Source organism: Photobacterium sp. 2_MG-2023, from assembly GCF_030547675.1.
In the GTDB taxonomy this organism is placed as follows: domain Bacteria; phylum Pseudomonadota; class Gammaproteobacteria; order Enterobacterales; family Vibrionaceae; genus Photobacterium; species Photobacterium arenosum.
In genome coordinates this window covers 1-24,319 of sequence record NZ_JAUOQQ010000035.1, presented here as the reverse complement: position 1 = coordinate 24,319, position 24,319 = coordinate 1, and the positions used below count along the sequence as shown (strand labels likewise).

The window sequence follows — 24,319 nt, the reverse complement described above, 5'->3', positions numbered from 1 at the left end:
TGAAATGCGATTATCGGCATTAAGATAAGGGAGTATTTATGACAGCGGTTTGGATTATCGCCATCATTTTTGGTGCGCTTATTGTCCAGCAATACCTTCGCCTTCAGGCGAAACAGAAGGACAGGGATCGACTTGCCAGCCAGGAAGCGGAAGCCTTGAGAGCGGAAATGACTGAACTCAGAGAACGGCTATCCGTACTGGAAAAAATAGTGACAGACAAGGGCTATCAGATTAAAGAAGACATAGAAAAACTGCCTTAGCAGATTAAATGATCACGTGCGCCCCGACCATGGACTGGCTCAGGTTATGTTCCAGTTTGTCCAGTAACGGGCCGGATCGCATCAATATCAACTCCGCTTCTTCCGAGTGAACAAATTGCCCCTGAGATGCAGTGTTGCCTAGCTTAACGATTTCGAGCAAGGCATCGGCTAAGTGTTGATTGATAACGTTTTCTTTTGCCAGCCTGTGCAGCCGCGCGGTCAGAGAATAACGGCTTGAGCGCAGATCTGGCTGATACCTGCGAACGATTTTTTCTATTTCTACCCGTAAGGCGGTAAAGGCAAGGGCTGCATCCACACCCTGATACCCACTACAGGGTTGCTCTGAGTCATCTATTTCCGCGGCAGCCTGCTCAACTTTTTCCAGCACGTTTTTCATTTCAACTTTGATTCCCCCCGGCAGTTCCAGCGATTTCAGGTAAGGAAATACCCAGGGCAGAATGGCTAATACCATGAGTACAATCGTGATGGCATCGACATCGACGGTGTCGACAAACACATGGGTATATGCCAGAACCAGAAAGACGAGGGAAAACGCGGATGCAATGATCATAACAGCCTTCCTTGCTAATAAAGTTCTCACTATCTAGTGGTTTATCACCACGTTAAATGAATGGATAGGGTGAGAAAAGGTGTAAATTGGTCAGCGATGTTTACAAATGTAGCAGGAAAAGGCTCATTACACGTGTTTCATATAACGGCCGGGTGTGATGCCCATTGCACTTTTGAAATGGCGGTGAAAATGGCTCTGGTCGTGAAATCCAGCCTCTGCGGCGGCATCTTTAATCGAGAGTCCGCGTTTGAGCATGTGTCTGGCCAGTCTGAGCCTGGCCTGTATCTGATAGGCGTGCGGCGGTAAACCAAATTGGCGTTTGAAGGCCCGTACCAGACTGAAAGGCGTCATACAGGCCAGCGCCGCCAGTTCTGTCAGGCTGATCGGCCATTGCGGGTACTCATCCAGAAATTCTTTCACCAGATACAACGATTGTGCTGAACTTTTGGCAGGTTGGATATTCAGCCGGGAACCGCCATGTTTGAGTACCAGTTGCGTCAGTGTGGTGTAGATCAGGGTTTCTCTGAGCAGGGTATCCTCAGAATGGTCCAGCGTATTGAACAAATGACGTAAACTGGCGGCTAATTTATCGTCTTTCACCACAGACTGCCGAAAGTAAGGCGCGCCGTATTCAGGCTGCCCTAAATCCCGACTGATTTGCTCAAAATGCTGGGGTAACGGATACAGGGCGCGATAACTCCAGCCCGTTTCTGTGGCGGAATAGCCAGTGTGAATCTCGTCTGCGTTCACCAGAATAATGGTGTTTTGTGGGGCCAGATGCTCGGCGCCGTTGTGGTAAAAACCTTGGGCACCTTCGCTGATCACACCGATACAATACCCTTCGTGAGAATGGCGGGAGAAAGTCTGCTCAATATAATCAGCGTTCAGATATTCCAGGCCATCCAGTTCATCCACCTGCCCGTATGTGATCTTCGCTTTCTGCCTGCCCATTATTCTGTCCTTGAATACCCCATGTTACCCGGCACTTTATCTCAATTGCCCGCTGAGTGTTTTGTACGAAATTGTCTTTTTCCTTATCAGCTTGTGTGAGCAAGGCTGCCTAAACTCTGTCTACCGCTATGCCTTTTTCGGCGAAATCATGCAGGCTGCTTTCTGACAGGGCTTTGTCAGTGATGACTTTGTCAAAGCTGCTGATGTCGAGTGCATGGAAGGTCGCGACTTTACCGTATTTTGACGCGTCTGTGACCAGATAATTGATTTTGGCTGTCGCGACGATAGCCCGTTTCACCGTCACTTTATCTTCATTGGGGGTCGATATTCCGCGTTGATTCCAGGATGACGATGAGATGAAGGCCATATCCACATTCATTTCCCTTAACAGGGACACCGCTTTGTCTCCCACACAGGATTGATTATGGCGATCCACTTTGCCGCCGGTGTGATAAAGCATGCAATCCGAATGCGCCATCAGATACGCGGCGATAGCAAAATCATTGGTGATCACTGTCAGATCATCCTTGTGGTTCAACTGGTGCGCGATTTCCAGCGTTGTGGTTCCAGCATCCAGATAGATTGTACTGTGTGGCTTGATATAGCTGGCCGCATGCTGTCCGATTCTGGCTTTCTCATCCCGTTGCCGGGCAATTTTATCGTCGTGGGGCAGCTCGATGTGAATCGACTCTGACAACTGTACGCCACCAGAGACTGACATTACCCGGCCATCGGCCTCCAGTTTGGCGATATCACGACGGATGGTCATGTGAGACACATCCAGTTGTTGGGTCAGCTCACTGATGCTGATGACTTGTTGGTTTCCTAATAAGGCCAGGATGGCGCGTTGACGTTCAGCAGGAATCATAGGGGTTTTTCGCTCACACTGATCAATAACGGCATCAAGTCTAACACGTTAACGTGTTACTGATGTGAATTTTTGTTAGGCATGGTGAGAATGTGTGAAATATAACATGCTGATTCTTATGAGATAGGTATGAAATTACTGATTTTTTCACCTGGCAGATCAGATCGGAGGTGTTTATTGGTGTTAATTTTTGTGACGAGCTTGGCAGAATGATCCTGGGTCAGCACCTAGAATCACAAACATGAACATTAATTCACAAAATATAACAAAGGGGCCTGCACAATGAGCGAAATGCATTCTGTTGCGGTTATCGGACTGGGTTCTATGGGGATGGGCGTTGCAAAGTCCTGTATCCGGGCCGGTTTTGATGTTTACGGTATTGATCTGAGTGATGCGGCCCGTCAGGCACTGGCTGATGCGGGTGCAAAGGGCACGTCTCATCAATGCACCGATTTTGCAGCTCAGCTTGATGCCGTGATTGTGCTGGTGGTCAATGCAAAGCAGGTGAAATCTGTGTTGTTTGATTCGGGTCTGGCTGCAAGGTTAAAAGCCGGTACGCCTGTGATGGTGTGCGCCACTATCTCTGCTGACGATGCAAAAGCTATCGAAGCCGGACTGGCGCAATACGACTTACGCATGCTGGATGCGCCTGTGTCGGGCGGTGCTGTGAAAGCGGCCAGCGGGGATCTGACCGTGATGGCATCCGGTGAAGCGGGTGTGTTTGACCAGCTGGAACCTGTGTTAAATGCGGTTGCGGACAAAGTCTACAACGTGGGGCCGGAGATTGGTAAAGGCTCGACGGTGAAAATTATTCATCAGCTGCTGGCTGGCGTTCACATTGCGGTGGGCGCCGAAGCGATGGCCATGGCGGCCCGTGCTGATATTCCGCTGGATATGATGTATGACGTGGTCACCAATGCGGCCGGCAATTCCTGGATGTTCGAAAACCGCATGAAGCATGTGGTGGAGGGGGATTACACCCCGACTTCTATGGTTGATATTTTTGTCAAAGACCTGGGTTTGGTGGCCGACAGCGCGAAAGCGATGCACTTCCCGCTGCCGCTTGCCAGTACCGCGCTCAATATGTTTACCGAGGCCAGCAATGCCGGCTTTGGTAAAGAAGACGACAGCGCCGTCATCAAGATTTTCTCGGGCATCGAACTGCCGAAAAAGGAGCGTTAATTATGTTACTCGGAGTCATCGCCGACGATTTTACCGGCGCCACCGACATCGCAGGTTTTCTGGTTGCCAATGGCATGAAGACCATTCAGCTCAACGGCGTGCCTGCCGACTCGCTGAGTGCAGACGCTGATGCTGTGGTCATCAGCCTGAAATCCCGTTCTTGCCCTGTCGATCAAGCGGTTGACGATTCTGTGGCGGCATTACGCTGGCTGCAGGCCGCAGGTTGTCAGCAGTTTTACTTTAAATACTGTTCCACCTTTGACAGCACAGCCGAGGGCAATATCGGGCCGGTCACCGATGCGTTACTGGCGGAACTGAATGAATCTTTTACTGTGATTTGCCCATCGCTTCCGGTTAATGGCCGTACCGTCTGCCACGGCAACCTGTTTGTCAACGGAGAGTTGCTGAGCGAATCCGGCATGCGTCACCACCCTGTGACCCCTATGACGGATGCCAACCTGGTGCGTCTGATGAATGCCCAGGCGCAGGGTGTGAGCGGCCTGGTGGATTACCAGACCCTGGATCAAGGGACAGACGCTGTAGTGACGGCCTTTGACCAGCTGCGTGCTCAGGGCGTGCAGTACGCCGTGCTTGATACGCTCAACGATCAGCATCTGGTGACTATCGGCGAGGCTTGCAAAAACCTCAAGCTGGTTACTGGTGGCTCAGGGCTGGCGGTCGGCATCGCCCGAAACTGGGTGACTGCGCAGGCTAAGCAGGTCGAAGCATTGTCAGCCGGTCATCCGAAAGCCGGTAAAACGGTCGTGCTGTCAGGATCGTGTTCTGTAATGACTAACAAGCAGGTGGGGCAGTATCAGCGTGTGGCACCGCACTTTGCTTTGGATGTCAAGGCTTGCCTGACCGATGACAATTACGGCAACGTCGTGTGTGACTGGGTGATGGAGAACCTGGACGGCAGCTTCGCACCTATGGTGTTTGCGACCGCTAATCCAGAGATGCTGAAAGTCATACAGGCTGAATACGGTGCGCAGGCATCCAGCCAGGCCGTTGAACAGTTCTTCAGCCAACTGGCACACCGGTTGCGCGAGCAGGGTGTCCGTAATTTCATTGTGGCTGGCGGCGAAACATCCGGGGTTGTGACCCAGAGTCTCGGCGTAAAAGGTTTCCATATCGGCCCGCAAATCGCACCGGGTGTGCCTTGGGTAACAGCGATCGATCAGGATCTGTCGCTGGCACTGAAATCCGGCAACTTTGGTGACGAATCATTTTTTACGACTGCACAAGGATTTTTCCATGACTGAACAAGCGTTAAGAGAAGAAATGGTGACGCTTGCCCGCTCGATGTTTGAGCGGGGCTATGCCACCGGTGGGGCAGGTAATCTGTCTCTAAAACTCCCTGACGGCAATTTTCTGACCACGCCAACAGGCTCTTCCTTCGGACGTTTGGTGGCTGAACGTTTGTCGGTGGTGGATATCGACGGCAATCATTTGTCGGGTGATCGCCCGTCAAAAGAAATTGCGTTTCATCTGGCGATCTACCGTAACAGCCCGGATTGTAACGCCATTGTGCACTTACACTCCACATACCTGACGGCCCTGTCGTGCCTGGAAGGACTGGACCCAGACAATGCGATTAAGCCCTTCACACCGTATTACGTGATGCGGGTCGGTCAGCTGCCGGTGATCCCGTATCTGCGTCCGGGCGATCCGCAAATTGCGACTGAACTGGCCAATCGTGCGGCCGACTACCGCGCGTTCCTGCTGGCCAATCACGGCCCGGTCATTACCGGTACAGACCTGCGTGATGCGGTTGATAACGCCGAAGAGCTGGAAGAAACCGCCAAACTGGCATTGATGCTCGATGGCAAAGCCATTCGTTACCTGACAGATGCAGAAGTCAGCGACCTGGAAGGGAGAGGAAAATAATGGCCAGATTTGCAGCCAACCTCACCATGCTGTTCACTGAAGTGCCTTTTATTGAGCGCTTCGGTCAGGCCAGCAAAGCCGGTTTCAAAGCGGTCGAGTTTCTGTTTCCTTATGACTATGAAGCCGGTCTGCTGGCAGAGCAGCTTAGTTCACACCAGCTTGAACAGGCGCTCTTTAATATGCCGCCGGGCGACTGGGCGGCCGGCGAGCGCGGTATTGCGGCCCTGCCGGATCGTATTGAAGAGTTTGAGCAAAGCGTTGACGTCGCCCTTCACTACGCGCAGGCACTGAGCTGTAAGAAGGTGCATGCCATGGCAGGTATTCTCAGCCCTGACTTCTCGGTTGAGGCGCACAGAGAAACCTTTATCCGTAATTTGCGCTATGCCGCTGATCGCTTTGCTGTACACGGTATCTGCGTGATGATTGAACCGCTGAACAGCCGTGATGTGCCGAATTATTTCGTGGCCCATCAGCGTGACGCTGTTGAGCTGATCAAAGCCATCGACCGACCGAATGTGAAACTGCAGTTCGATGTGTATCACGCGCAAATCATGGACGGAGATCTGTCTGTCCTGATCAAAGAGGTCGCGGATTACATCGGCCATGTGCAGATAGCATCTGTTCCCAGCCGTCATGAACCCTGTGAGGGAGAAGTGAATTATCCCTTCCTGTTCGGCGAGCTGGACAAGTCAGGCTATCAGGACTGGATTGGGTGCGAGTACAACCCGCAGCAAGGCACACTAGAAGGCCTGGGCTGGGTAACACCTTATTTGTAAACGGCACCATATATAAACGGACCTGTTTGTAAACGGAAGCAGACATCGACAATTTCGTCAACAGACTTAAGACAAGATAGAAGAGAGCAAGGACATCCCCTATGAAAATTATTATTACAGGTGGGGCAGGCTTTTTAGGAGCCATGCTTACCGACACCCTGCTACAACGTTATGACAACATCGAGCGCATCAAGATAGTTGATCGTATCGCCCCGGATATGAGTCAGTTCGACAGCCGTGTCAGCGCGGTTGTGGGCGACATTACTCACCCGGCTGATATCGATTCGCTGATCGATGCCGACACCACTCATGTTTTCCATCTGGCGGCGATTGTGTCGAGCCATGCCGAAGAAGATTTTGATCTCGGCATGAAAGTGAATTTGCTGGCCACCCAGTTATTGCTGGAAAAATGCCGTCAGGTGAATCCGGCGATCCGCTTCGTGTTCTCCAGTTCGCTGGCGGTGTTCGGTGGCGAACTGCCGGATCTGATCGAGCCTATGACAGCCACTCAGCCGAGTTCTTCTTACGGTACGCAAAAAGCCATCGGTGAGCTGCTGGTCAATGATTACGGCCGCAAAGGGTTTGTGGATGCCATCACTGTGCGTCTGCCGACCATCTGTATTCGCCCTGGCGCGCCGAACAAAGCCGCGTCGTCTTTTGTCAGCGGGATCATCCGTGAGCCGCTGAAAGGCGAAACGTCAAACTGTCCGGTTGAGCCAACGCTGCCGCTGTGGATTTCCAGTCCGGAAACAGTGATCGATAACATTATCCATGCCAGCCAGTTACCAGCTGAGGCCATCAAGGGTTATCGCACCTTTAATCTGCCCGGCATTCAGGTGACACCTGCTGAGATGATCGCTGCAATGACAGAGGCAGTGGGGGCAGGGTTTGCTGAGCGAGTGAGCTACGACGAGGATGCTGCGGTTGCCCGTATCGTCAGCAGCTGGCCGAAAGCGTTCAATAATGCGTCAGAACTGACGCTGGGTTTTAAAGCGGATAAGGATTTCCAGTCGGTACTTAAGGCGTATTTAGCTAAGTATCCGGTACGCGAAGAGGAGGCGATCTAATGTTACCCATTTCTGTTATAGGCTTAATTATTGCGGTTTTTGTACTGATCTTCCTGGTACTGAGAACCCGTGTTCATGTCTTGATTGCGATGCTGGCTGCGGCCTGTATTGCCGGTTTGATCGGCGGGCTGAGTGTGGATGACACCATGTCGGCGATCAGCAAGGGCTTCGGCGGTACGCTGGGCGGTATTGGGATCGTGATTGGTCTGGGTGTCATGATGGGCGCCATTCTGGAAACTTCCGGTGCCGGTGAGTCCATTGCCTATCACTTCATCAAGTGGCTGGGCAAGAAGAAAGAAGAGATGGCACTGGCAATTACCGGTTATATCGTCAGTATCCCTGTGTTCGTCGACAGCGCACTGATCATCCTGTATCCGATTGCTAAGTCACTGTCTAAAACCTCTGGCCGTTCCATTCTGACACTGACTGTTGCTCTGGCTGGTGGTCTGGTGGTGGCGCACCACTGTATTCCGCCGACACCCGGCCCGCTGGGCGTCGCCAGTATTTTCGGTGTTGATATTGCCTCTATGCTGGGTCTGGGTCTGGTGATTGCACTGCCGTCTATCTACGGTATTGTGATGTACGCCCGCTGGTTAGAAAAGCATTTCCCGGAATACGCGACACCTGTCTCTCTGCCGCAGGAATCTGATGATCTTAAGAAAGTGCATGACGAGTACATGGCGTCTAAAGCCACTAAAAATCTGCCTTCACTGACCAAATCCATCATGCCGATCGCGGTGCCGATTCTGCTGATTCTGGTGAAATCGCTGGCCAGCCTGCTGGAAAAACAGCTGGGATTTGAAGGACTGTCGGAAAGCGCGCTGGGCGCGGTGATCAACTTTGTCGGTCACCCTGTGATTGCCTTGTCTATCAGTACGCTGCTGGCGGTGTATACCCTGACACCTTACCTGGACAAAGAAACCACTACCCGCAAGCTGGAAGAAGGGATTTCCACCTCAGGAATTATCCTGCTGGTGACAGGTGCAGGTGGTGCACTGGGCAGTGTACTGCGTGAGTCTGGCGCGGGTACTGAAATCGCCAACCAGATTGCGGCACTGTCCATCTCACCTATCATGATCCCCTTCATCATCGCGACACTGGTACGTGTGATTCAGGGCAGCGGCACAGTTTCAATGATTACCGCAGCGTCTATCTCTGCACCGGTACTGGCTGAAATGGAAGGTATCAACATGCTGTTTGCCGCATCTGCTGCGACCATGGGTAGCTTGTTTGCCGGTTACTTCAACGACAGCCTGTTCCACATAGTGAACCGTCTGATGGGTGTCACCGAAGTGCGTAAACAACTGGTGATCTGGACGGTACCGACTACTATCGCCTGGTCAATCGGCGGTTCACTGGTGATGATCCTGAACCTGATCTTTGGTAGCCAGGGAAGCGTGTTCGACCCGGTTATGCCACTACTGTTCCTGGCAGGTTGCATCTACTTCGTAAAGTCGCAAAGTAAACCTGCAGCAGAGGTCGCTGCTGGTCACTGAACAGCAATTATATGATGTGTTTTTTTGACGTATCTCTTTACGTGGTACAGCCCCCGGTTCCGGGGGCTTTTTTTGTTACCTACAAAACCACCGCCTAAAGAGGGGGGGGTGAAGGCTATTTGTTGGCTTCAACCATTGTGATGATCTTCCCGGCTTTCTCAAAGTGATCCAGTTTATGGGTTTGTATCCACCAGGTTGCTGCTTCCATCAGTAGCTCAGGGTCATCGTTTTTATTGGCAAAGAAGGCATAAAAAGACACGCCGACATTGTCACCCTTCTGAGCGATTTTTTTGTGGCAGATCTGAATGATTTTTTGTCGCAGCGATTCGCGCATAGGGTTGTCCTTAAACTGGGTTATTTTTGATGTTAAGTAATTTATCAGCCAGAGACGGCTGCTGCCGAAATTGTCTTGGTGTCATGCCTGACCAGGTTTTGAAGCGAGTGCTGAAATTGGCCGGAATGGGGTAACCAACAATTTCCCCGATCTGTTGCACCGACCATTCAGACGAGCGCAACAGCCGGGCCGCGTATTCCATCCGCATCCGGGTTAAATGTGCAATTGGGCTGCGTCCCATGTACTGTTGGCATAATCGATGAAAATGCGGTTCAGAGCAGGGATAGAGCGCAGCCAGCTGGCGAACATCCCATTCTTTATGCAACTGGCGCTGGACGCGGTCGAAGACCCTTTTTAACCGAACCTGATGACGCGGTTGGCTAGTGATGTCCGGCGTGCGAAGCAGCAAGTCAATTTGCTGCACGCTGTGTGCGATAACGGCACCACTTAAATCAATCTGAAGAGATAGGCTTCTGAGCAGTGTCTGAATACAGGCGTACATAACCTCGGCCGTTGGCGTCAGAAGGTAGCTGATCTCGTCCGTGACCAAAGCTGGCCAATCTTTGGTGGTATCCAGAAACAGCCAGGCAATTTGCCAGCCTTCCTCTGCAATACCAAACCCGTTCTCAGTACCTGCAGGCACAATGATCATCGATCCTGGCTCCAGCAGCCAACGGCGTCCTTCACTTTCCAGCCACCCCTTGCCGCTCACCGTGTATATCAGCATGTGTTTTTGCGGATGTTTCCTGAACACGGAAAACTGTTCACGGCAGTGTGCTATCCCACATTGCATCAGGCCATGCTCTTCCAGCAGCAAGACTTTGGTTTGGTCCAGAAACTCCTGCTGCGTTTTCTCTGAGATCAGAAACCGCTCTTGCTTGTCGTTCATCTTGATAGTCTGGCAAATGTTTTAGATGAGCTGAAAGAATACGGCATTCAATCAGAGATTTACACTGTGCGCATAATCACCGGGGGAGAATTGTGATGTTGCTTTCAGCTCAGTACATTGATCGTGCATTTTGGCAGAAATTGCTGAAAATTGGTTTGCCTGTCTCGCTACAAGCGATGTTGTTTTCATTGCTGGGCGTTGTCGATATTTTCATGGTCAGCCAGCTGGGTGAGCAGGCAACGGCTGCCGTCGGCGTGGGCAACCGGATATTCTTCTTCAATCTGATCATGGTGGTTGGCGCCAGTGGTGCGGTAAATGTACTAGCTTCGCAATACTTTGGTGCCGGTAATATGGAAGGCGTTCGTCGCACGCTGGCCCAGTCATGGATGCTGTCCGGGCTGGTGGTCCTGCCCTTCGTTGTGCTGTATCTGTTGATCCCGCAGCCTTTGGTGGCACTGGTCGCTTCCGAGCCGCATTATGTGCAGTTGGCAACGGATTATCTTTGGATCACCGGGCCGAGCATTATCTTTACGGCATTGGTGGTGCCACTGGAATCGGCGTTGCGCTCCATAGGGGACGCCAGATTGCCCACTATCATCAGCATCTTTGCGATAGCCATTAATGCCTTATTGAACGCCTTGCTGATTTTCGGTCTGTGGGGATTGCCTGAACTGGGCGTGCTGGGCGCAGGTATCGGCACAATCATTTCCCGGTTACTACAAACCGCGCTGCTTTTCTGGGTGGTGGCTCGCCGCTATCCGCATCTGCTGCCTGAGCGTTTTCACTGGGTTGACGCTGTTAAACGTCATCATTTACGACGCTATTTCAAGGTGGCGATGCCAATGTTTGTTCATGACACGGGCTGGGCGGGCGGGCTGCTGGTCTATAACGTGCTGGTGGGCCAGTTAGGGGTCAGTGAGCTGGCGATTATCTCGCTGCTGTCACCGGTTGAAAGCGTGCTCATCTCGGCGTTTCTGGGCTTTGCGGTGGCCGCGTCAATCATTTTAGGTAATGACATAGGTGCGGATAACTACCAAAGGGTCGAAGGCACCGCTTGGTGGTATGTGCTCATCAGTTGCAGTTTCGCGTTATTGCTGACAATAGCCTGCTGGCTGGCTCAGCCAGTGATTGTTTTTTTGATCGGATTAAGTCCGGTCGAACAGAAAGATCTGGCCGTGAATGTGACGCTGGTGATGGCATTTGGCATGGTGCTGAAAGTCTTCAATATGGTGGGGATCGGCGGCGTCATGCGCAGCGGCGGCGACATTAATTACAGTATCTTTATCGATTTATTTGCCCAATGGGCGATAGGCATTCCGCTGGCTTATTACACAGGCCTGGTCCTGGGCTGGTCACTGGACTGGGTACTGGCGGTAATATTACTGGAAGAAGTGGTCAAGATAGGGCTGACAACACAGCGTATTCAGTCGAAAAAGTGGATCAATAATCTGATTCGGGAAACCGGTCCTGTTCCAGAACTCTGAAGTGGGCACAGATAGACAGTTTTTGTGCTCTTGTGGCTGATTATGGTTGGTTCCTCCAAACGATAAAGCGGTTTGATAGACTTCAAAGTCAACTTTTTTGGCATTGTCATTGCTGTCATGAGTAAGGCAAAAGCCATCTGACACTCTCGTTTTCAGCCAGTTATCAGTATAGCTGCCTGTCGCATTGTATTCTTTCATCAAAACAGTGCTAATCGCTGTTTGTGAAACCTTCTGAATTTTTGGTCAATTTATCTCTTGGCTTGCTTTGTACCATAGGGTTGGTGGTTTTTCTTGTCTTGCTCTCTTGGACTTATCTTTGATGTCGGTGTAAACAAAAGCTGGCCTTACAGAGAAACACCTTAGGCTTAGTCTCATAGGTTGTTTCCCCCTTTCATTCATCATAAGTATTTTCTGCTGTTGAAAAAATGATTAGTAAACAAAAATCCTAGTAAATTGTAATATTATAGATATCTATATTGATGAATGTGTAGATATAGACATTTATGAAAAAAATATGGAAATATTTAGAAACATGTTGTTACAATGTGTTTCAGTTAGCGTGGTTGCATATTCAATGGTTATGTATCCATATTTCATTAAGGATTTTTAATAGACGATAATTCCGCACCAAAATTAACTGTATTCATTGCGACGAGAGACTGGCTCATTTCTTATGAATTCTGAGTCAGTAATTCATACTATTTGATAATTCAATTGATTAATTAAGCAGGGTTAGCTCATGAAGCCATTTTATATTTTTTCAGATAATGAGAAAAAGATTTTATTTGATTTGTTAAATAAAATTTCTGTTAGCCCATATGATAGTTATTCAGAGTTTAAGAATAAAATTCAATCCATGGTGAGAAATGGATGTATTCCATGGTTTTACGTTGATATCTGTAAGAACATTCTTGAAGAAAGAAAGAATGGTATTTGTGAAGTTCATGTACTCAGAAATTGCCCTATTGATGGAGAAATTCCGGAGTTAGACTTAAATGACCCTGTTAAAGATAAATATATTAAAAAGAGAACGTTTATTTCAGAATCATTATTGGAACTTACTGCGATATTAACTGAGACACCTTTATTGTCATATTGCGATCGAAATGATGGTTGCTTTTTTACTGATGTAGTTGCCAGAAATAAATATAAAGGAAAACTCACCGGATATAGTGATAGTGAACTTGTTTATCATAATGATAGAACAGCCCATAAAGTACGAGCAGACTATGTCACACTACTTGGTTTAAGGTGTCCTGATGGCGAAGTGACATACACAGGATTTGTTCATTATAAAGATATATTTTCTTTACTATCAGAAAACATTATAAAAATATTAAAGAAAGATTACTTCGTTACCGACTTTGACATCTTCTCTAAAGAGACTAACCAGAAGAACATAAGCTCAGAAAAACACCCCATTATTCTAGATGATAACTCTATCCGTTATATGGATACAATGACTTCTGTTGCAGAGGATAGCCCTGAAGAAGCGAAAGATGCATTAATTGCCTTTATTCATGCATTGACCCGAGCCGATAAAGTAAAGCACCGCATAGTTGAAGGTGATTTGCTGACTTTTTCAAATCAATATGGTTTGCATAGCCGTGAAAAGTTTGAAGTGAATGAAAATGAATCTGTCAGCAGTCGATGGCTGCAGAAAACTTATGCTTTCAAGGATAAAACTGTTGCAGATAAGTTTTCAGACTATTGGGTCAATGATACATATGGTCTTGTTGCAGATTAACTAAGTGACATTCGAGAGAAAGTAAATAATGAGTATTCAGTTATCGAATCGTATTCGTACAATTCAAAGATCTGCAACTTATGAGATTCTAGATAAAGTTTGTATTTTAAAATCTCAAGGCAAAGATATATTGGATTTTGGTGGTGGAGAACCTAATTTTTCAACACCTGAACATATTTCTAAAAAAGCAATTGATCATATTAAATGTGGCGACACACATTATACACCAAGCAGAGGAAAAAAAGAGCTTCTTTCAGCAATTGCTAAAAAGCTTTTTGAAGAGAATAATATCAGAGTTGATCCTGATAAAGAGCTGATAGCCACACCGTCTGCAAAGCATGCATTATTTATTTCTTTAATGGCAACTTTAGATTATGGGGATGAAATTATCATACCAACACCAAGTTGGGTTAGTTATCAGGAGATGGCGAGATTGATTGGTGCAACCCCTGTCTCCTTGCCATTGCAAAAGTCGAGTAAGTTCACCATTACCTCTCAAGCATTAGAAGAGAAGTACAGTGATAAAACAAAAGCTATTCTGATTAATAGTCCTAATAACCCATTGGGTAAAATGCTATCAGAGACAGAAATTCGTGATATTGTTTCATTTGCAATAGATAAAAATATTATCCTGATTGTAGATGAAATTTATGAAAAAGTGATTTATGACAATCATCAGCATTTTAGTATCGCTGCTTATCCGGGGGCATTTGAAAGAACAATTACAGTGAATGGTTTTTCTAAGGCATATGCTATGACAGGCTGGCGGCTTGGTTATGTAGCTGGTCCAGAATTAATCATTTCTGAGATTTTGAAAATACAACAACATACTGTCGGTTGTGCGGGATCATTCATTCAGCAAGGAGGCATTGAGGCTTTAACGGGAAATCAAGCGCCTATTACTGAGATGTTAGCTGAATACCAGACACGCAGAAGACTCATTGTAGAAGGCTTAAATCAGATTCCTGGAATTGAATGTGATTACCCTGATGGTGCGCTGTATGTATTCCCAAATATTGAGGGAGTGCGAGTTGGAAAGTCGACTGAATTTGCACATTGGTTGTTACTGACAGCCGGAGTTGCGGTGACCCCGGGGGTGGCATTCGGTGAAGGTGGAGAGGGCTATGTTCGTCTGTCTTTTGCTACATCCCGCGATGCCATAGAGCAGGCACTGGAGCGAATTCACCGGGCCGTTGCAGCAATTTAATTCGGAGGAAGCAGTTCATGAAACAGCAAGAGAAAAGTTTAAAGGTTGGGATTGTTGGTACAGGTCCAAGAGGCTTATCAATTTTGGAGCGACTAGCTGCCCGCTTAATCTCTGAACCAGCTGGGAAAGTACAAGTGTATTTGATTGATAATTATGAAGTAGGTTGTGGCCGTATCTGGCGCACAACACAGGCTGAACATTATCTGATGAATACACCCGCAAACGAAGTTTCTGCTTTTTCCGGACAGCTAACAGAGGGTGAAGCAAGACCCGGTGCTGGTCCTTCATTAGAAGAATGGTGGGAACAAACGCAGAATGATTATCCAGGACCTAAGCATTATGCGCCACGGAGACTTTATGGCGAGTATATGCAATTTGTTCTTCAATCCATTAAGAAAGGTCTGAATCCTGATGTTGAGCTGATTGAGGTAAATGACGAAGTCATAAAACTGAATAAAGAAGACGGACGCTCTGAGTTAGTCCTGCAGTCAGGAAAACAGATTGTTGTTGATTCTGTCGTACTGACAACGGGTCATGCTTTACCACAATTAACGGGTAAGGCTCTGGAGCTGGCCTCATTTTCACTCCTGAGAAGTGGTTTAAAATATATTCAGGGCGATTCTGCTGCAGATATGAAGCTTGATCGTGTAGCTGCACATGAAACAGTCGGTATCATTGGGCTGGGACTGTCATTTTATGATGTGCTGGCTGAATTTACGACTGGTCGGGGAGGGAAGTTCATCGAAAGGAATGACGGTGGCCTCGACTATATTTGCTCTGGTCGTGAACCTCAAATGTTTGCGGGCTCAAGAAGCGGTGTTCCCATTCCTTCCCGTGGCCTTAACCAAAAAGAGGGAAATAAAAAATATCAACCAGCATTTTTTACAAATGAGTGGGCGAAAGAACTCAGGAAAAAAGGAAAGATTGATTTCATACAGGATGCTCTTCCTGTGTTAATGGCGGAGGTTCACCTTGTTTATTTCGCAACGGCAATCCGACACCATCGTAATGAGAAAAGTGCTCAAATATTTACAGACATCGTGGCTAAGACTAAATTGCCGACTTTTTCAGAAATGTCCAGGATTGCAAAAGATTTTGGTATAAATGACTTGCCAGAACTTGATGTAGAAGTACTAGCAAGACCATTTAAAAATAAAAAATTTTTGAATGAAAAACAATTTCATGAATCACTTTTAAATTACCTTGAAGATGACCTCTTCAATGCAGAACAAGGAAATGTAAACTCTCCATTGAAGGCAGCATTGGATACGATTCGTGACACACGATCTATTATTATGACTTTGGTGAATTTCGGCGGACTGACTCCTGAATCTCATGAGAATGACTTTTTAAACTGGTATGTTCCAAGAAGTATGTTCTTAACTGCAGGGCCACCTCTGGAAAGGACGAAGCAGTTAATTGCACTGATTAAATCTGGTGTTTTAAAAATAGTTGGACCAAATATGCAAATTCAAGGATCCGATGAGCATAATAAATTTCTGATGAAGTCTGATTCTATTCAAGGCTCTGAATATTTAATTACTACAGTCATTGACGCTAGAATCCCTACAACTAACATAAAACTGGATAGATCTGAACTAACAAAAAATCTTATTCGGGATAACATTTGGACTAATTATATCAATGAAGGAGAGAGTAGCTTCTTTGTAACCGGAGGGGTTTCCATATCACCAGCGCCATTTCATCCCGTCAATCGAAATAATCAAGTGATCAAAGATGTATATGTCATTGGTATTCCCACGGAACACACTCGTTGGCTAATGCAAGCCGGTAGTAGTAGGCCTGGATTTTGGACTGACTTTGTTCAGGATGCTGATGCTATCGCTGAAAATATCCTGTCAAGAGACATGAAAACAACTACTGTTGATTTTTTGTCAGTGTCACAGGAAGACGCAGTATTTGAACTTTAAATCAGTTGGGTAATTAAGATGATGATGAAAAGTGGTCAGGCATTACTTGTCCTGGATGTTATTAATGAGATCGTTCACCCTGATGGTAAATATGCGAAAGAGGGTTATTTTACGCAGGTAGAAAGAACAAGGTTGATCGAAAATACCCAAAAGCTCATTCATGCTGCCAGAGAGAATGATATTCCTATTATTTATGTTGTTGTTGGATTTTCTCAAAACTATGTTGAGTGTCCTGAATCATCATCAGTTTTTTCTTTAGCAAAAAGAAATGAACTGTTGAAAATAAACACCTGGGGCACTCAAGTCTATGCGGATATTTCACCTCGCGACGGTGATATTATTCTTGTAAAGAATCGAGTCAGTCCATTTTATCAAACGAACCTAGATTTGATTTTGAGGCAGTTAAATATCAAATCTCTGTTGCTTACCGGCGTATCAACAGAGTTTGTTGTTCTCTCTACAGCAGCAGATGCGCATGACAGGGACTATTCCAGTTTTGTTTTTGAAGATGCGACTGCAGCCGTCGACGAAGAAACACATCTGGCAGCACTGAAGCTTTTAGCGAACAAAGCAACAGTACTCTCTGTAGAGAATTTTCTGACATCTGAATAAGTAAATAATGAAAGTAGGTTTCTATTTATGGAAAAAGTTAGTGTGAATAAAGTAAAGCCTTCCCACCGATGGAAGGTTCTGTTGGTTGGTATTGCTGCAAATATTAGCTTTTCAATGGTCGTTGGTGGTATTCCTGCCAGCGCGATTTTCATGAGAGCCAGTTATGAGCTGTCGACGATTCATTTAGGTTGGGTCATGGCAATGATTGGCCTTGGTGCCGCATTGAGTGAGTTGCCATGGGGAGTGCTGACCGATCGCTTGGGAGATCGTGCTGTTTTAGTCTCCGGGTTACTTTCAACGTCTGTGATCCTTCTTTTGATGACTCTTTTTGTTGTACCTGACGGGGATTTCATACCAAGCTTACCCCTGTTGGCAACGAGTATCTTTTTTATTGGCTTGCTGGGGAGTTGTGTAAATGGTGCAAGCGGGCGTGCGATCATGTCCTGGTTTCAGGAAGGTGAACGTGGACTGGCAATGAGTATGCGACAGTCTGCTGTACCTGCCGGTTACGGTATCGGGGCTCTCCTATTTCCTTTTCTGGCCCTGAATTATGGATTTGATGTTATTTACAGCGTATCTGCAATTCTCTGTATTTTATGTGCTGTCTATTCCTGGCTTTGGCTATATGAACCTCAGTCTGAAAAGACTGATACGCAACAAACAAAAATAGAATCACCAGCCCAGCAAGTTAAAAGCCCCCTCAAAAGAGCTGATGTTTGGCGTGTGGTGTTAGCGATTGGAATCTTGTGTACGCCACAGTTTGCGATCCTCACTTTCGCCACCGTTTTCTTACATGACTATGGAAAAGTAGGTGTTACGATAATTTCTGCCAGCCTGGCCTTAATTCAGGTGGGAGCTATCGTTTCACGCATCTGGGCGGGTCGTTGGACAGACAAACGTAAGAACAGAAAAGAGTTTTTGCGGACGTGTTGTTTATTGAGCCTGGCAACTTTTCTGCTATTGGCTTTGGAGGTTTCTGTGCTGCCGCAGGATGCACTTTCACAACCACTCGTGATGATGAGTCTTGTTGCGCTGATTACGGTATCAGGCATTTTTGTTTCAGCATGGCATGGGGTGGCTTATACGGAGCTCGCTGTGATTGCCGGGGTTGAGCGGACAGGCACTGCCCTCGCAATGGGCAATACTGTTGTCTATGGTATTTTTTGTATTACCCCAGTGTTGATTCCTGTGCTGATGACATTCCATGGCTGGGATATTGTGTGGCTCATCTCTGGATTGAGTACCTTACTTGCGCTGTATTTGTTTCCCAAACCCGAGAAGCAAGTTCTTGTAATGAATGAAAACAGGAATAACTAAATGAACTTACCATTAGTCGTTAATTTTGATGCTCTGATTAACAATCCGGACCTGATCTCGTGGGAAAAGCACAATACCCTTGGGCGTAACGGTGCAAGAATTTCAACACTATTTCAGTGTGATAAGACAGACCAAAAGATATCAATTGTTCATTGTCAGCCCGGAGCAAAGGCAGATTGCCATATCCATGACGGTCATGAAACATTTCTAATACTGGATGGCAGTTTTATGGATGATTTTGGAACATATAGTAAAGGTGATTTTGTGATTTATGAACCAGGTAGTAAACATGCCTGGTCGTCTGAGGAAGGCGCATTGATCTGTGCGATTTGGGGTGGGAAGACGCGTTCGCCATAATTTTAATGTTCACCAACCCGCTTACTTAACGCTTGATTCGCTCAGTGTAGTGTCTCAATCCATGTGTATGACAGAAGGTACTTTCATGTTACCTATGAAACCAAATGTATTATTTCTGACAAAAGATCCTAAGCAAATAGAACGTCAGCTGGCAGGCGAGAAACTCGACCTGGAGACAATAGGTGAGCTTCGTGATGATATTTCAACCGATGAAATTACCCCGATTCCAGCCTTGTCATATTATAACAGTGTTTTAGGGGAGCATCCCTATACAGGTTTAAAGTGTGGTCAAGTTTTACCCATCGGTGTGGGGGCAATCAAAAAAGCCGGGATACAAGTGATTGTCGCAGGGAACCGATATGGAAAAGGTTCTTCAAGGGAGCATAGCCCAGCCGCAGAGAAGTACGCTGGAATACAGCTTGTTTTTGCCAAAAGCTTTGAACGGATATATCGACAGAATGCAGATAACCTCGGACTGTTAACTTCAACTGATTTTTCATTACTTGAAAGAATATTGAAAGGAGAGGCGATTCAGATTGAGGACATTATCCAGGATCGAGATGATTTATCGGCAAAAATTATTCAGTCGGGTGGGTTGCTAAATTTTGGAAAAAAATATTTGTTATCTGATAAAAGAGTTGATGAATTAGATAGTAATCATCTACAAGGTCCGAAAACACTTTTTCAGAAAATCATTCAGAGAAATCTGGTATCGACTGAGGTTACCAGTATCAACGCGACCGTAAACAAAGGGGTATTTGTTCAGGCTGACTGGCGTTTTTTTCATGAATATTATACTGGAATGTGCTCAAACCTTTTACATGAGGCATTTTCTGATACGCTTTCACTGCATCAGAAAGAGAGCATTGTCGCTTTTGAAGATCATCTTTCCTATATGCATAAAAGCGTCATTCATGTAACACATGGGCTGGTTAATCAACTGCAGGGGCTCTCTGCTGTTCATCGTAAATTCACGGATAAACATGGTTTGATTTCTCATGGGTATCTGCCTCAGTCCGAAGGTTCTGAAGGTATTTCTCATGCCATCATGGCCGAACGCTATGCGTTACCCGGACAAGTTGTGGCTGGAACAGATTCCCATACATGTCACAGTGGTGCTTTAGGTTGTGTTGCTTTTGGCGTAGGGTCCACTGAAATGGCAAACTGTCTTGTTACTGGACTCATTCGCTTAACAATGCCTGAATCTATTCTGATTGAACTTAATGGCGAACTGCTGGCAGGTGTGTCTGCAAAGGATATTGCATTATATTTGCTTGCGCTTCCTGAAATAAAAGGTGGGGCTGGGGTAGGGAAAGTATTTGAATTCTGTGGAGGTACCATTGCAGCGCTGTCAATTGATGAACGCGCGACTCTCACAAATATGTGTGCGGAACTTGGTGGTTTCACAGGAATTGTAGCACCCGATGCAGAAACAATCCGATTTCTGAAAGAAAGACGGAATGTTGATTTCACGATTGAACCATGGATGAAAAGTGATCCTGAAGCACATTACATTGCTCATTTAGAGATCGACTGTAGCCAGATTCAACCAATGTTGGCATCTCCGGGTGATCCTGGAAACGGAATTAGTATTGATGTCTTATCTGATAACGTTGAGATTGATATTGCTTATGGCGGCTCGTGCACTGCAGGGAAACGTGAAGACTTTGACGCATACCATCATGTGCTTGCTTGGGCAGTCAGTCAGGGGATGAAACTACCAGATAGGGTGACGTTGTATTTGCAGTTTGGCACGGTTGATGTTCGGGATTACTGTCTTGAGCAGGGCTACCTGGACACCTTTGAGAAAATTGGAGCAATTGTATTAGAGCCGGCATGCGGGGCATGTGCGAACTGCGGGCCAGGTTCTTCAACTGATGCATCACAAGTAACAATTAGTGCCATTAATAGAAACTTTCCCGGTCGCTCTGGTCCGGGTTCAGTGTGGCTGGCCAGTCCGGAGACAGTCGTAGCGAGTGCGGTTGCAGGCAGAATTATTTCATTTGGTAAACTGAAAAATTCTGCTGTATTAAAAGATGCATTAAATAGTTATTGAGAAAGATATTGTGTAATTTCTTGGATGGTTTATTGAATGATCCAAGAAATTTATTCAAGAAATAATGTGAATGATAAAAAGGTTAGGAAGGGAAATGTCTGAGCAAATTATAATATTTGACACCACTTTGCGAGATGGTGAGCAAGCTCTTTTATCAAGTCTTTCAGTGAATGAAAAACTTCAAATTGCGCTGGCACTTGAGCGACTCGGAGTCGATGTGATGGAAGTTGGATTTCCTGTCTCATCACCGGGTGATTTTCAGTCAGTGCAGACGATTGCACAGCAAATTAAGAATAGTCGTGTATGCGCACTGGCCCGTGCTGTAGTGAGTGATATTGATACGGCAGCACAAGCGCTGAAAGTTGCAGATCAATTTCGGTTGCATACTTTTATTTCAACCTCGACAATTCATATTGAACATAAGTTACGGAGCAATTTCGACAGTGTTTTGCAAAGGGCTGTCAGAGCGATTCAACATGCAAGAAAATATACGGATGATGTGGAGTTTTCCTGTGAAGATGCTGGCCGGACACCACTAGATAATTTGTGTCGCATGGTCGAGTCTGCTATTTCAGCAGGGGCGAGAACAATCAACATACCAGATACGGTAGGATACACAACTCCGGATGAATTTGGTGGAATCATTAAAAACATATTCAACCGTGTGCCTAATATCGATCAGGCTGTCATTTCCGTTCATTGTCACAACGATTTAGGTTTGGCTGTTGCGAATTCTATTTCTGCGATTCAGCATGGTGCGCGTCAGATTGAATGTACCATGAATGGTATTGGAGAGCGTGCTGGGAATTGTTCTCTGGAAGAGATCGCTATGATTCTGAAAAATAAAGAACCTACTCTTGGTTTTTTGACAAAAATTGAATCAACAGAGATCTACCGCACAAGTCAGTTGGTGAGTCAGTTATGTGATATGCCAGTGCAGCCAAACAAAGCCATTGTTGGAGCAAATGCTTTCTCTCATTCTTCGGGAATTCATCAGGATGGTGTTCTGAAAGGGAAGAATACTTATGAGATCATGACTCCTGAAAGTGTTGGACTAAATAAAAATAATTTAAATTTAACTTCACGTTCAGGCCGTCATGTGATTAAACATCGATTATCAGAAATGGGATATTCTGAAAAAGAATACAACCTTGAAAATATATACCAGAAATTCTTAGAAATTGCTGATAGGAAAGGTCAGGTATTTGATTATGATCTTGAAGCGCTATTATTTCAGAATAATACAGTTGGATTTGTTCACGAACCATATCAGATTGATTTTTTTAATATTATTACGGGACTAAATGACAAAGTGACGGCAACTGTGAGCTTGCTTGTTAAATCTGTGATGAATCAATATGGCAACCAAGTTATTGAAACTGCAACCGGAAATAGCTCAATTGATGCTATCGTTAAGTGTATAAAGCAGGCTTGTGGTTACGCGTTTGAAATGGATGATTATAATGTAAGCACAAAAGGTTTTGATTCATCAAAGAAGAGTCAAGTCAATATTTCTGGTTATTACCATGGACGCAAGTTTTATGGTGTGGGGAAAAATGAAGATGTTGTCACTGCATCTGTGTTGGCAATGATACAAATCATGAATAGTGTGAATCATACACATACTATACTCAATTTACGTAAACCTAAGTCAGTCGTTGAGTATTCTTGAAATAAAAATCCCATCATAGGATCTATCCCTATGGGGTATGAAATATAAGTTCTCAATTTATCATTCTTCTTAATAAATGATAATTACTAATTAAACCATGAAGCATTTAAATTAATGTTTACTAATTATTAAAATAATAATTCTGGATTATATATATGAAACTTTCAAGCTTTGGTCAGAAATTTAACCAATATTCAGGCATTACTCAGCTTATGGATGATTTAAATGATGGGCTACGCACACCAGGTGCAATTATGCTGGGTGGAGGAAACCCTGCAGCTATTCCTGAAGTTGTTGATTATTTCTATGGCATTAATCATGAAATGCTGAAAAATGGTGAGTTGATTTCAGCAATGATGAATTATGATGGGCCGCAAGGAAAAGATAGCTTCTTGAAATCACTTGCTTTGCTGATGAAGAAGACTTATCAGTGGAATATTACTGAAAAAAATATTACACTCACAAATGGTAGCCAGAGTAGTTTCTTCTACCTTTTTAATATATTGGCAGGTAAACAGCCTGATGGTTCTAAAAAGAGAATTCTTTTCCCTATGGCGCCGGAGTATATTGGTTATGCTGATGCTGGTATTGAAGAGGATATTTTTGTTTCTTACTTTCCTGAAATAGAAATGTTGAGTGATCGACAGTTTAAATATCATATAAACTTTGATGCAGTTCGTGTAGGTGATGATATCGGTGCAATTTGTGTTTCTCGCCCGACGAATCCGACAGGTAATGTATTGACAAATGAAGAAATTAACAAGCTAGATCAAATTGCAAGGGATAAAAAAATTCCTTTGATTATCGATAACGCTTATGGACTCCCTTTTCCTAACATCATATTTGAAGATGTGGTGCCTTTTTGGAATGATAATACGATTCTATGCATGAGTCTTTCTAAAATGGGTTTACCTGGTTTGAGATGTGGGATAATCATTGCCAGTGAGGAAATGACACAGGTTTTAACTAATCTTAACGGTATCATTAGCCTGGCGCCAAGTAGTATGGGGCCTGCGATTGCGAACCATATTTTAAATAAGAATGAACTTTTCAAACTGAGTGAATCAGTAATCAAACCCTATTATGCTAAAAAAGCACAATTTGCCATGGAGTTATTATTGAATTCAATTAAGGATTCAAGGTTTCGTATCCATAAACCGCAAGGTGCTATTTTTCTGTGGTTATGGTTTGATGAACTGCCTATTTCTACAATGAGCTTGTATAAAAAATTAAAAGATCGTGGAGTGCTCGTTGTTCCGGGAGAGTATTTTTTCTTCGGGCAAAGTGAGTTCCCTCTGCATGCCAGCCAATGTCTGCGACTGAGCTATGTACAATCTGAAGATGTCATGAAGAAAGGTATTGAAATCATAAAAGAAGAAGTCATGAAAGCCTACCAAGCGTGTTAGTTTAATCTTTTGTGCAAAGAAATGAGCTTCATAACCTTATTATGGAGCTCTTTATTTGAGTGAAATTTCGATGTATCCGAAAGATGTAGGCATAAAAATGCCTTTATAAATAAGGTTGAAACTTCATCAAGCTTTGGCTGATTCTGGCGAAAGCTCTACTTTGTTGTTGATGCAGGGCGAGAGCACGAGTTAATAAATTGTAAAATCACTACATAAATAGCATGTGTGGAGCTATAAGAAGAGTGATTT

General features: G+C 45.5%; 22 protein-coding genes. 17 read left to right on the top strand and 5 right to left on the bottom strand.

The annotated features are described in order from the left end of the window. Window positions 1–38: 38 nt before the first annotated feature. On the top strand, window positions 39–260 hold the full coding sequence (locus Q4491_RS20225; protein WP_192016320.1) for a hypothetical protein: 222 nt from the start codon (window positions 39–41) through the stop codon (window positions 258–260). A gap of 4 nt (window positions 261–264) precedes the next feature. Here the strand turns inward: Q4491_RS20225 and Q4491_RS20220 are convergent, their stop codons facing one another. From Q4491_RS20220 to Q4491_RS20210, 3 genes are all read right to left on the bottom strand, one after another. After that, window positions 265–831: a DUF4145 domain-containing protein gene (locus tag Q4491_RS20220; protein WP_303460398.1), complete on the bottom strand. Its 567-nt coding sequence runs from the start codon at window positions 829–831 to the stop codon at window positions 265–267. A gap of 126 nt (window positions 832–957) precedes the next feature. Then, window positions 958–1,782, bottom strand: a complete 825-nt coding sequence (locus Q4491_RS20215; RefSeq protein ID WP_218387296.1) for an AraC family transcriptional regulator — start codon at window positions 1,780–1,782, stop codon at window positions 958–960. A gap of 109 nt (window positions 1,783–1,891) precedes the next feature. Then, entirely contained in the window at window positions 1,892–2,650 is a 759-nt protein-coding gene (locus Q4491_RS20210; RefSeq protein WP_303460393.1) for a DeoR/GlpR family DNA-binding transcription regulator, read from the bottom strand. A gap of 282 nt (window positions 2,651–2,932) precedes the next feature. Here Q4491_RS20210 and ltnD point away from each other — a divergent pair, with 282 nt between their 5' ends. From ltnD to Q4491_RS20180, 6 genes are all read left to right on the top strand, one after another. After that, on the top strand, window positions 2,933–3,832 hold the full coding sequence (gene ltnD / locus Q4491_RS20205; RefSeq protein WP_303460391.1) for an L-threonate dehydrogenase: 900 nt from the start codon (window positions 2,933–2,935) through the stop codon (window positions 3,830–3,832). A gap of 2 nt (window positions 3,833–3,834) precedes the next feature. Then, window positions 3,835–5,094 (top strand): 3-oxo-tetronate kinase, encoded by a 1,260-nt coding sequence (gene otnK, locus Q4491_RS20200; protein ID WP_303460388.1) that lies wholly within the window; start codon window positions 3,835–3,837, stop codon window positions 5,092–5,094. After that, window positions 5,087–5,719, top strand: coding sequence for an aldolase (locus Q4491_RS20195; RefSeq protein ID WP_303460385.1), 633 nt, complete (start codon window positions 5,087–5,089; stop codon window positions 5,717–5,719). The genes otnK and Q4491_RS20195 overlap by 8 nt, the downstream gene beginning before the upstream one ends. Then, the gene (otnI, locus tag Q4491_RS20190; RefSeq protein ID WP_192016327.1) at window positions 5,719–6,495 is read left to right on the top strand and encodes a 2-oxo-tetronate isomerase; all 777 of its coding nucleotides are present in this window, start codon (window positions 5,719–5,721) and stop codon (window positions 6,493–6,495) included. Before Q4491_RS20195 ends, otnI begins: the two co-directional genes overlap by 1 nt. A 101-nt stretch (window positions 6,496–6,596) precedes the next feature. Next, window positions 6,597–7,562, top strand: a complete 966-nt coding sequence (denD, locus tag Q4491_RS20185) for a D-erythronate dehydrogenase (RefSeq protein ID WP_237795598.1) — start codon at window positions 6,597–6,599, stop codon at window positions 7,560–7,562. Then, entirely contained in the window at window positions 7,562–9,058 is a 1,497-nt protein-coding gene (locus Q4491_RS20180; RefSeq protein ID WP_192016329.1) for a GntP family permease, read from the top strand. The genes denD and Q4491_RS20180 overlap by 1 nt, the downstream gene beginning before the upstream one ends. Window positions 9,059–9,173: 115 nt before the next feature. On the opposite strand, the gene Q4491_RS20175 is transcribed toward Q4491_RS20180, so the two are convergent. Both Q4491_RS20175 and Q4491_RS20170 read right to left on the bottom strand, forming a co-directional pair. Next, a complete protein-coding gene (locus tag Q4491_RS20175) occupies window positions 9,174–9,392 on the bottom strand; it encodes a DUF6500 family protein (RefSeq protein WP_192016330.1) in 219 nt (72 codons plus the stop codon). Between the two features lie 10 nt (window positions 9,393–9,402). Next, window positions 9,403–10,281: an AraC family transcriptional regulator gene (locus Q4491_RS20170; RefSeq protein WP_303460380.1), complete on the bottom strand. Its 879-nt coding sequence runs from the start codon at window positions 10,279–10,281 to the stop codon at window positions 9,403–9,405. Between the two features lie 95 nt (window positions 10,282–10,376). Here Q4491_RS20170 and Q4491_RS20165 point away from each other — a divergent pair, with 95 nt between their 5' ends. From Q4491_RS20165 to Q4491_RS20120, 10 genes are all read left to right on the top strand, one after another. Continuing rightward, a complete protein-coding gene (locus Q4491_RS20165) occupies window positions 10,377–11,765 on the top strand; it encodes an MATE family efflux transporter (protein WP_303460378.1) in 1,389 nt (462 codons plus the stop codon). 739 nt (window positions 11,766–12,504) lie between these two features. Then, window positions 12,505–13,512 carry a TauD/TfdA family dioxygenase gene (locus Q4491_RS20160; RefSeq protein ID WP_192016333.1) on the top strand — a complete coding sequence of 336 codons (1,008 nt, stop codon included), beginning with the start codon at window positions 12,505–12,507 and terminating at the stop codon, window positions 13,510–13,512. A 28-nt stretch (window positions 13,513–13,540) separates the two neighbouring features. Then, window positions 13,541–14,719: a pyridoxal phosphate-dependent aminotransferase gene (locus tag Q4491_RS20155; protein WP_303460374.1), complete on the top strand. Its 1,179-nt coding sequence runs from the start codon at window positions 13,541–13,543 to the stop codon at window positions 14,717–14,719. A gap of 17 nt (window positions 14,720–14,736) precedes the next feature. Next, a complete protein-coding gene (locus tag Q4491_RS20150; RefSeq protein ID WP_237795592.1) occupies window positions 14,737–16,650 on the top strand; it encodes an FAD/NAD(P)-binding domain-containing protein in 1,914 nt (637 codons plus the stop codon). An 18-nt stretch (window positions 16,651–16,668) separates the two neighbouring features. Continuing rightward, complete coding sequence (locus tag Q4491_RS20145; RefSeq protein ID WP_192016336.1) at window positions 16,669–17,262, top strand: isochorismatase family cysteine hydrolase; 594 nt, start codon at window positions 16,669–16,671, stop codon at window positions 17,260–17,262. Window positions 17,263–17,289: 27 nt separating this feature from the next. Next, window positions 17,290–18,579 (top strand): MFS transporter, encoded by a 1,290-nt coding sequence (locus tag Q4491_RS20140; protein WP_303460370.1) that lies wholly within the window; start codon window positions 17,290–17,292, stop codon window positions 18,577–18,579. Next, window positions 18,580–18,936: a cupin domain-containing protein gene (locus Q4491_RS20135; protein ID WP_237795591.1), complete on the top strand. Its 357-nt coding sequence runs from the start codon at window positions 18,580–18,582 to the stop codon at window positions 18,934–18,936. It abuts the gene before it with no gap. Between the two features lie 85 nt (window positions 18,937–19,021). Next, the gene (locus Q4491_RS20130) at window positions 19,022–20,992 is read left to right on the top strand and encodes an aconitase family protein (protein WP_303460364.1); all 1,971 of its coding nucleotides are present in this window, start codon (window positions 19,022–19,024) and stop codon (window positions 20,990–20,992) included. Window positions 20,993–21,086: 94 nt separating this feature from the next. After that, the gene (leuA, locus tag Q4491_RS20125; RefSeq protein ID WP_237795589.1) at window positions 21,087–22,664 is read left to right on the top strand and encodes a 2-isopropylmalate synthase; all 1,578 of its coding nucleotides are present in this window, start codon (window positions 21,087–21,089) and stop codon (window positions 22,662–22,664) included. A 155-nt stretch (window positions 22,665–22,819) separates the two neighbouring features. After that, window positions 22,820–24,070, top strand: coding sequence for a valine--pyruvate transaminase (locus Q4491_RS20120; protein WP_192016341.1), 1,251 nt, complete (start codon window positions 22,820–22,822; stop codon window positions 24,068–24,070). Window positions 24,071–24,319 lie beyond the last annotated feature (249 nt).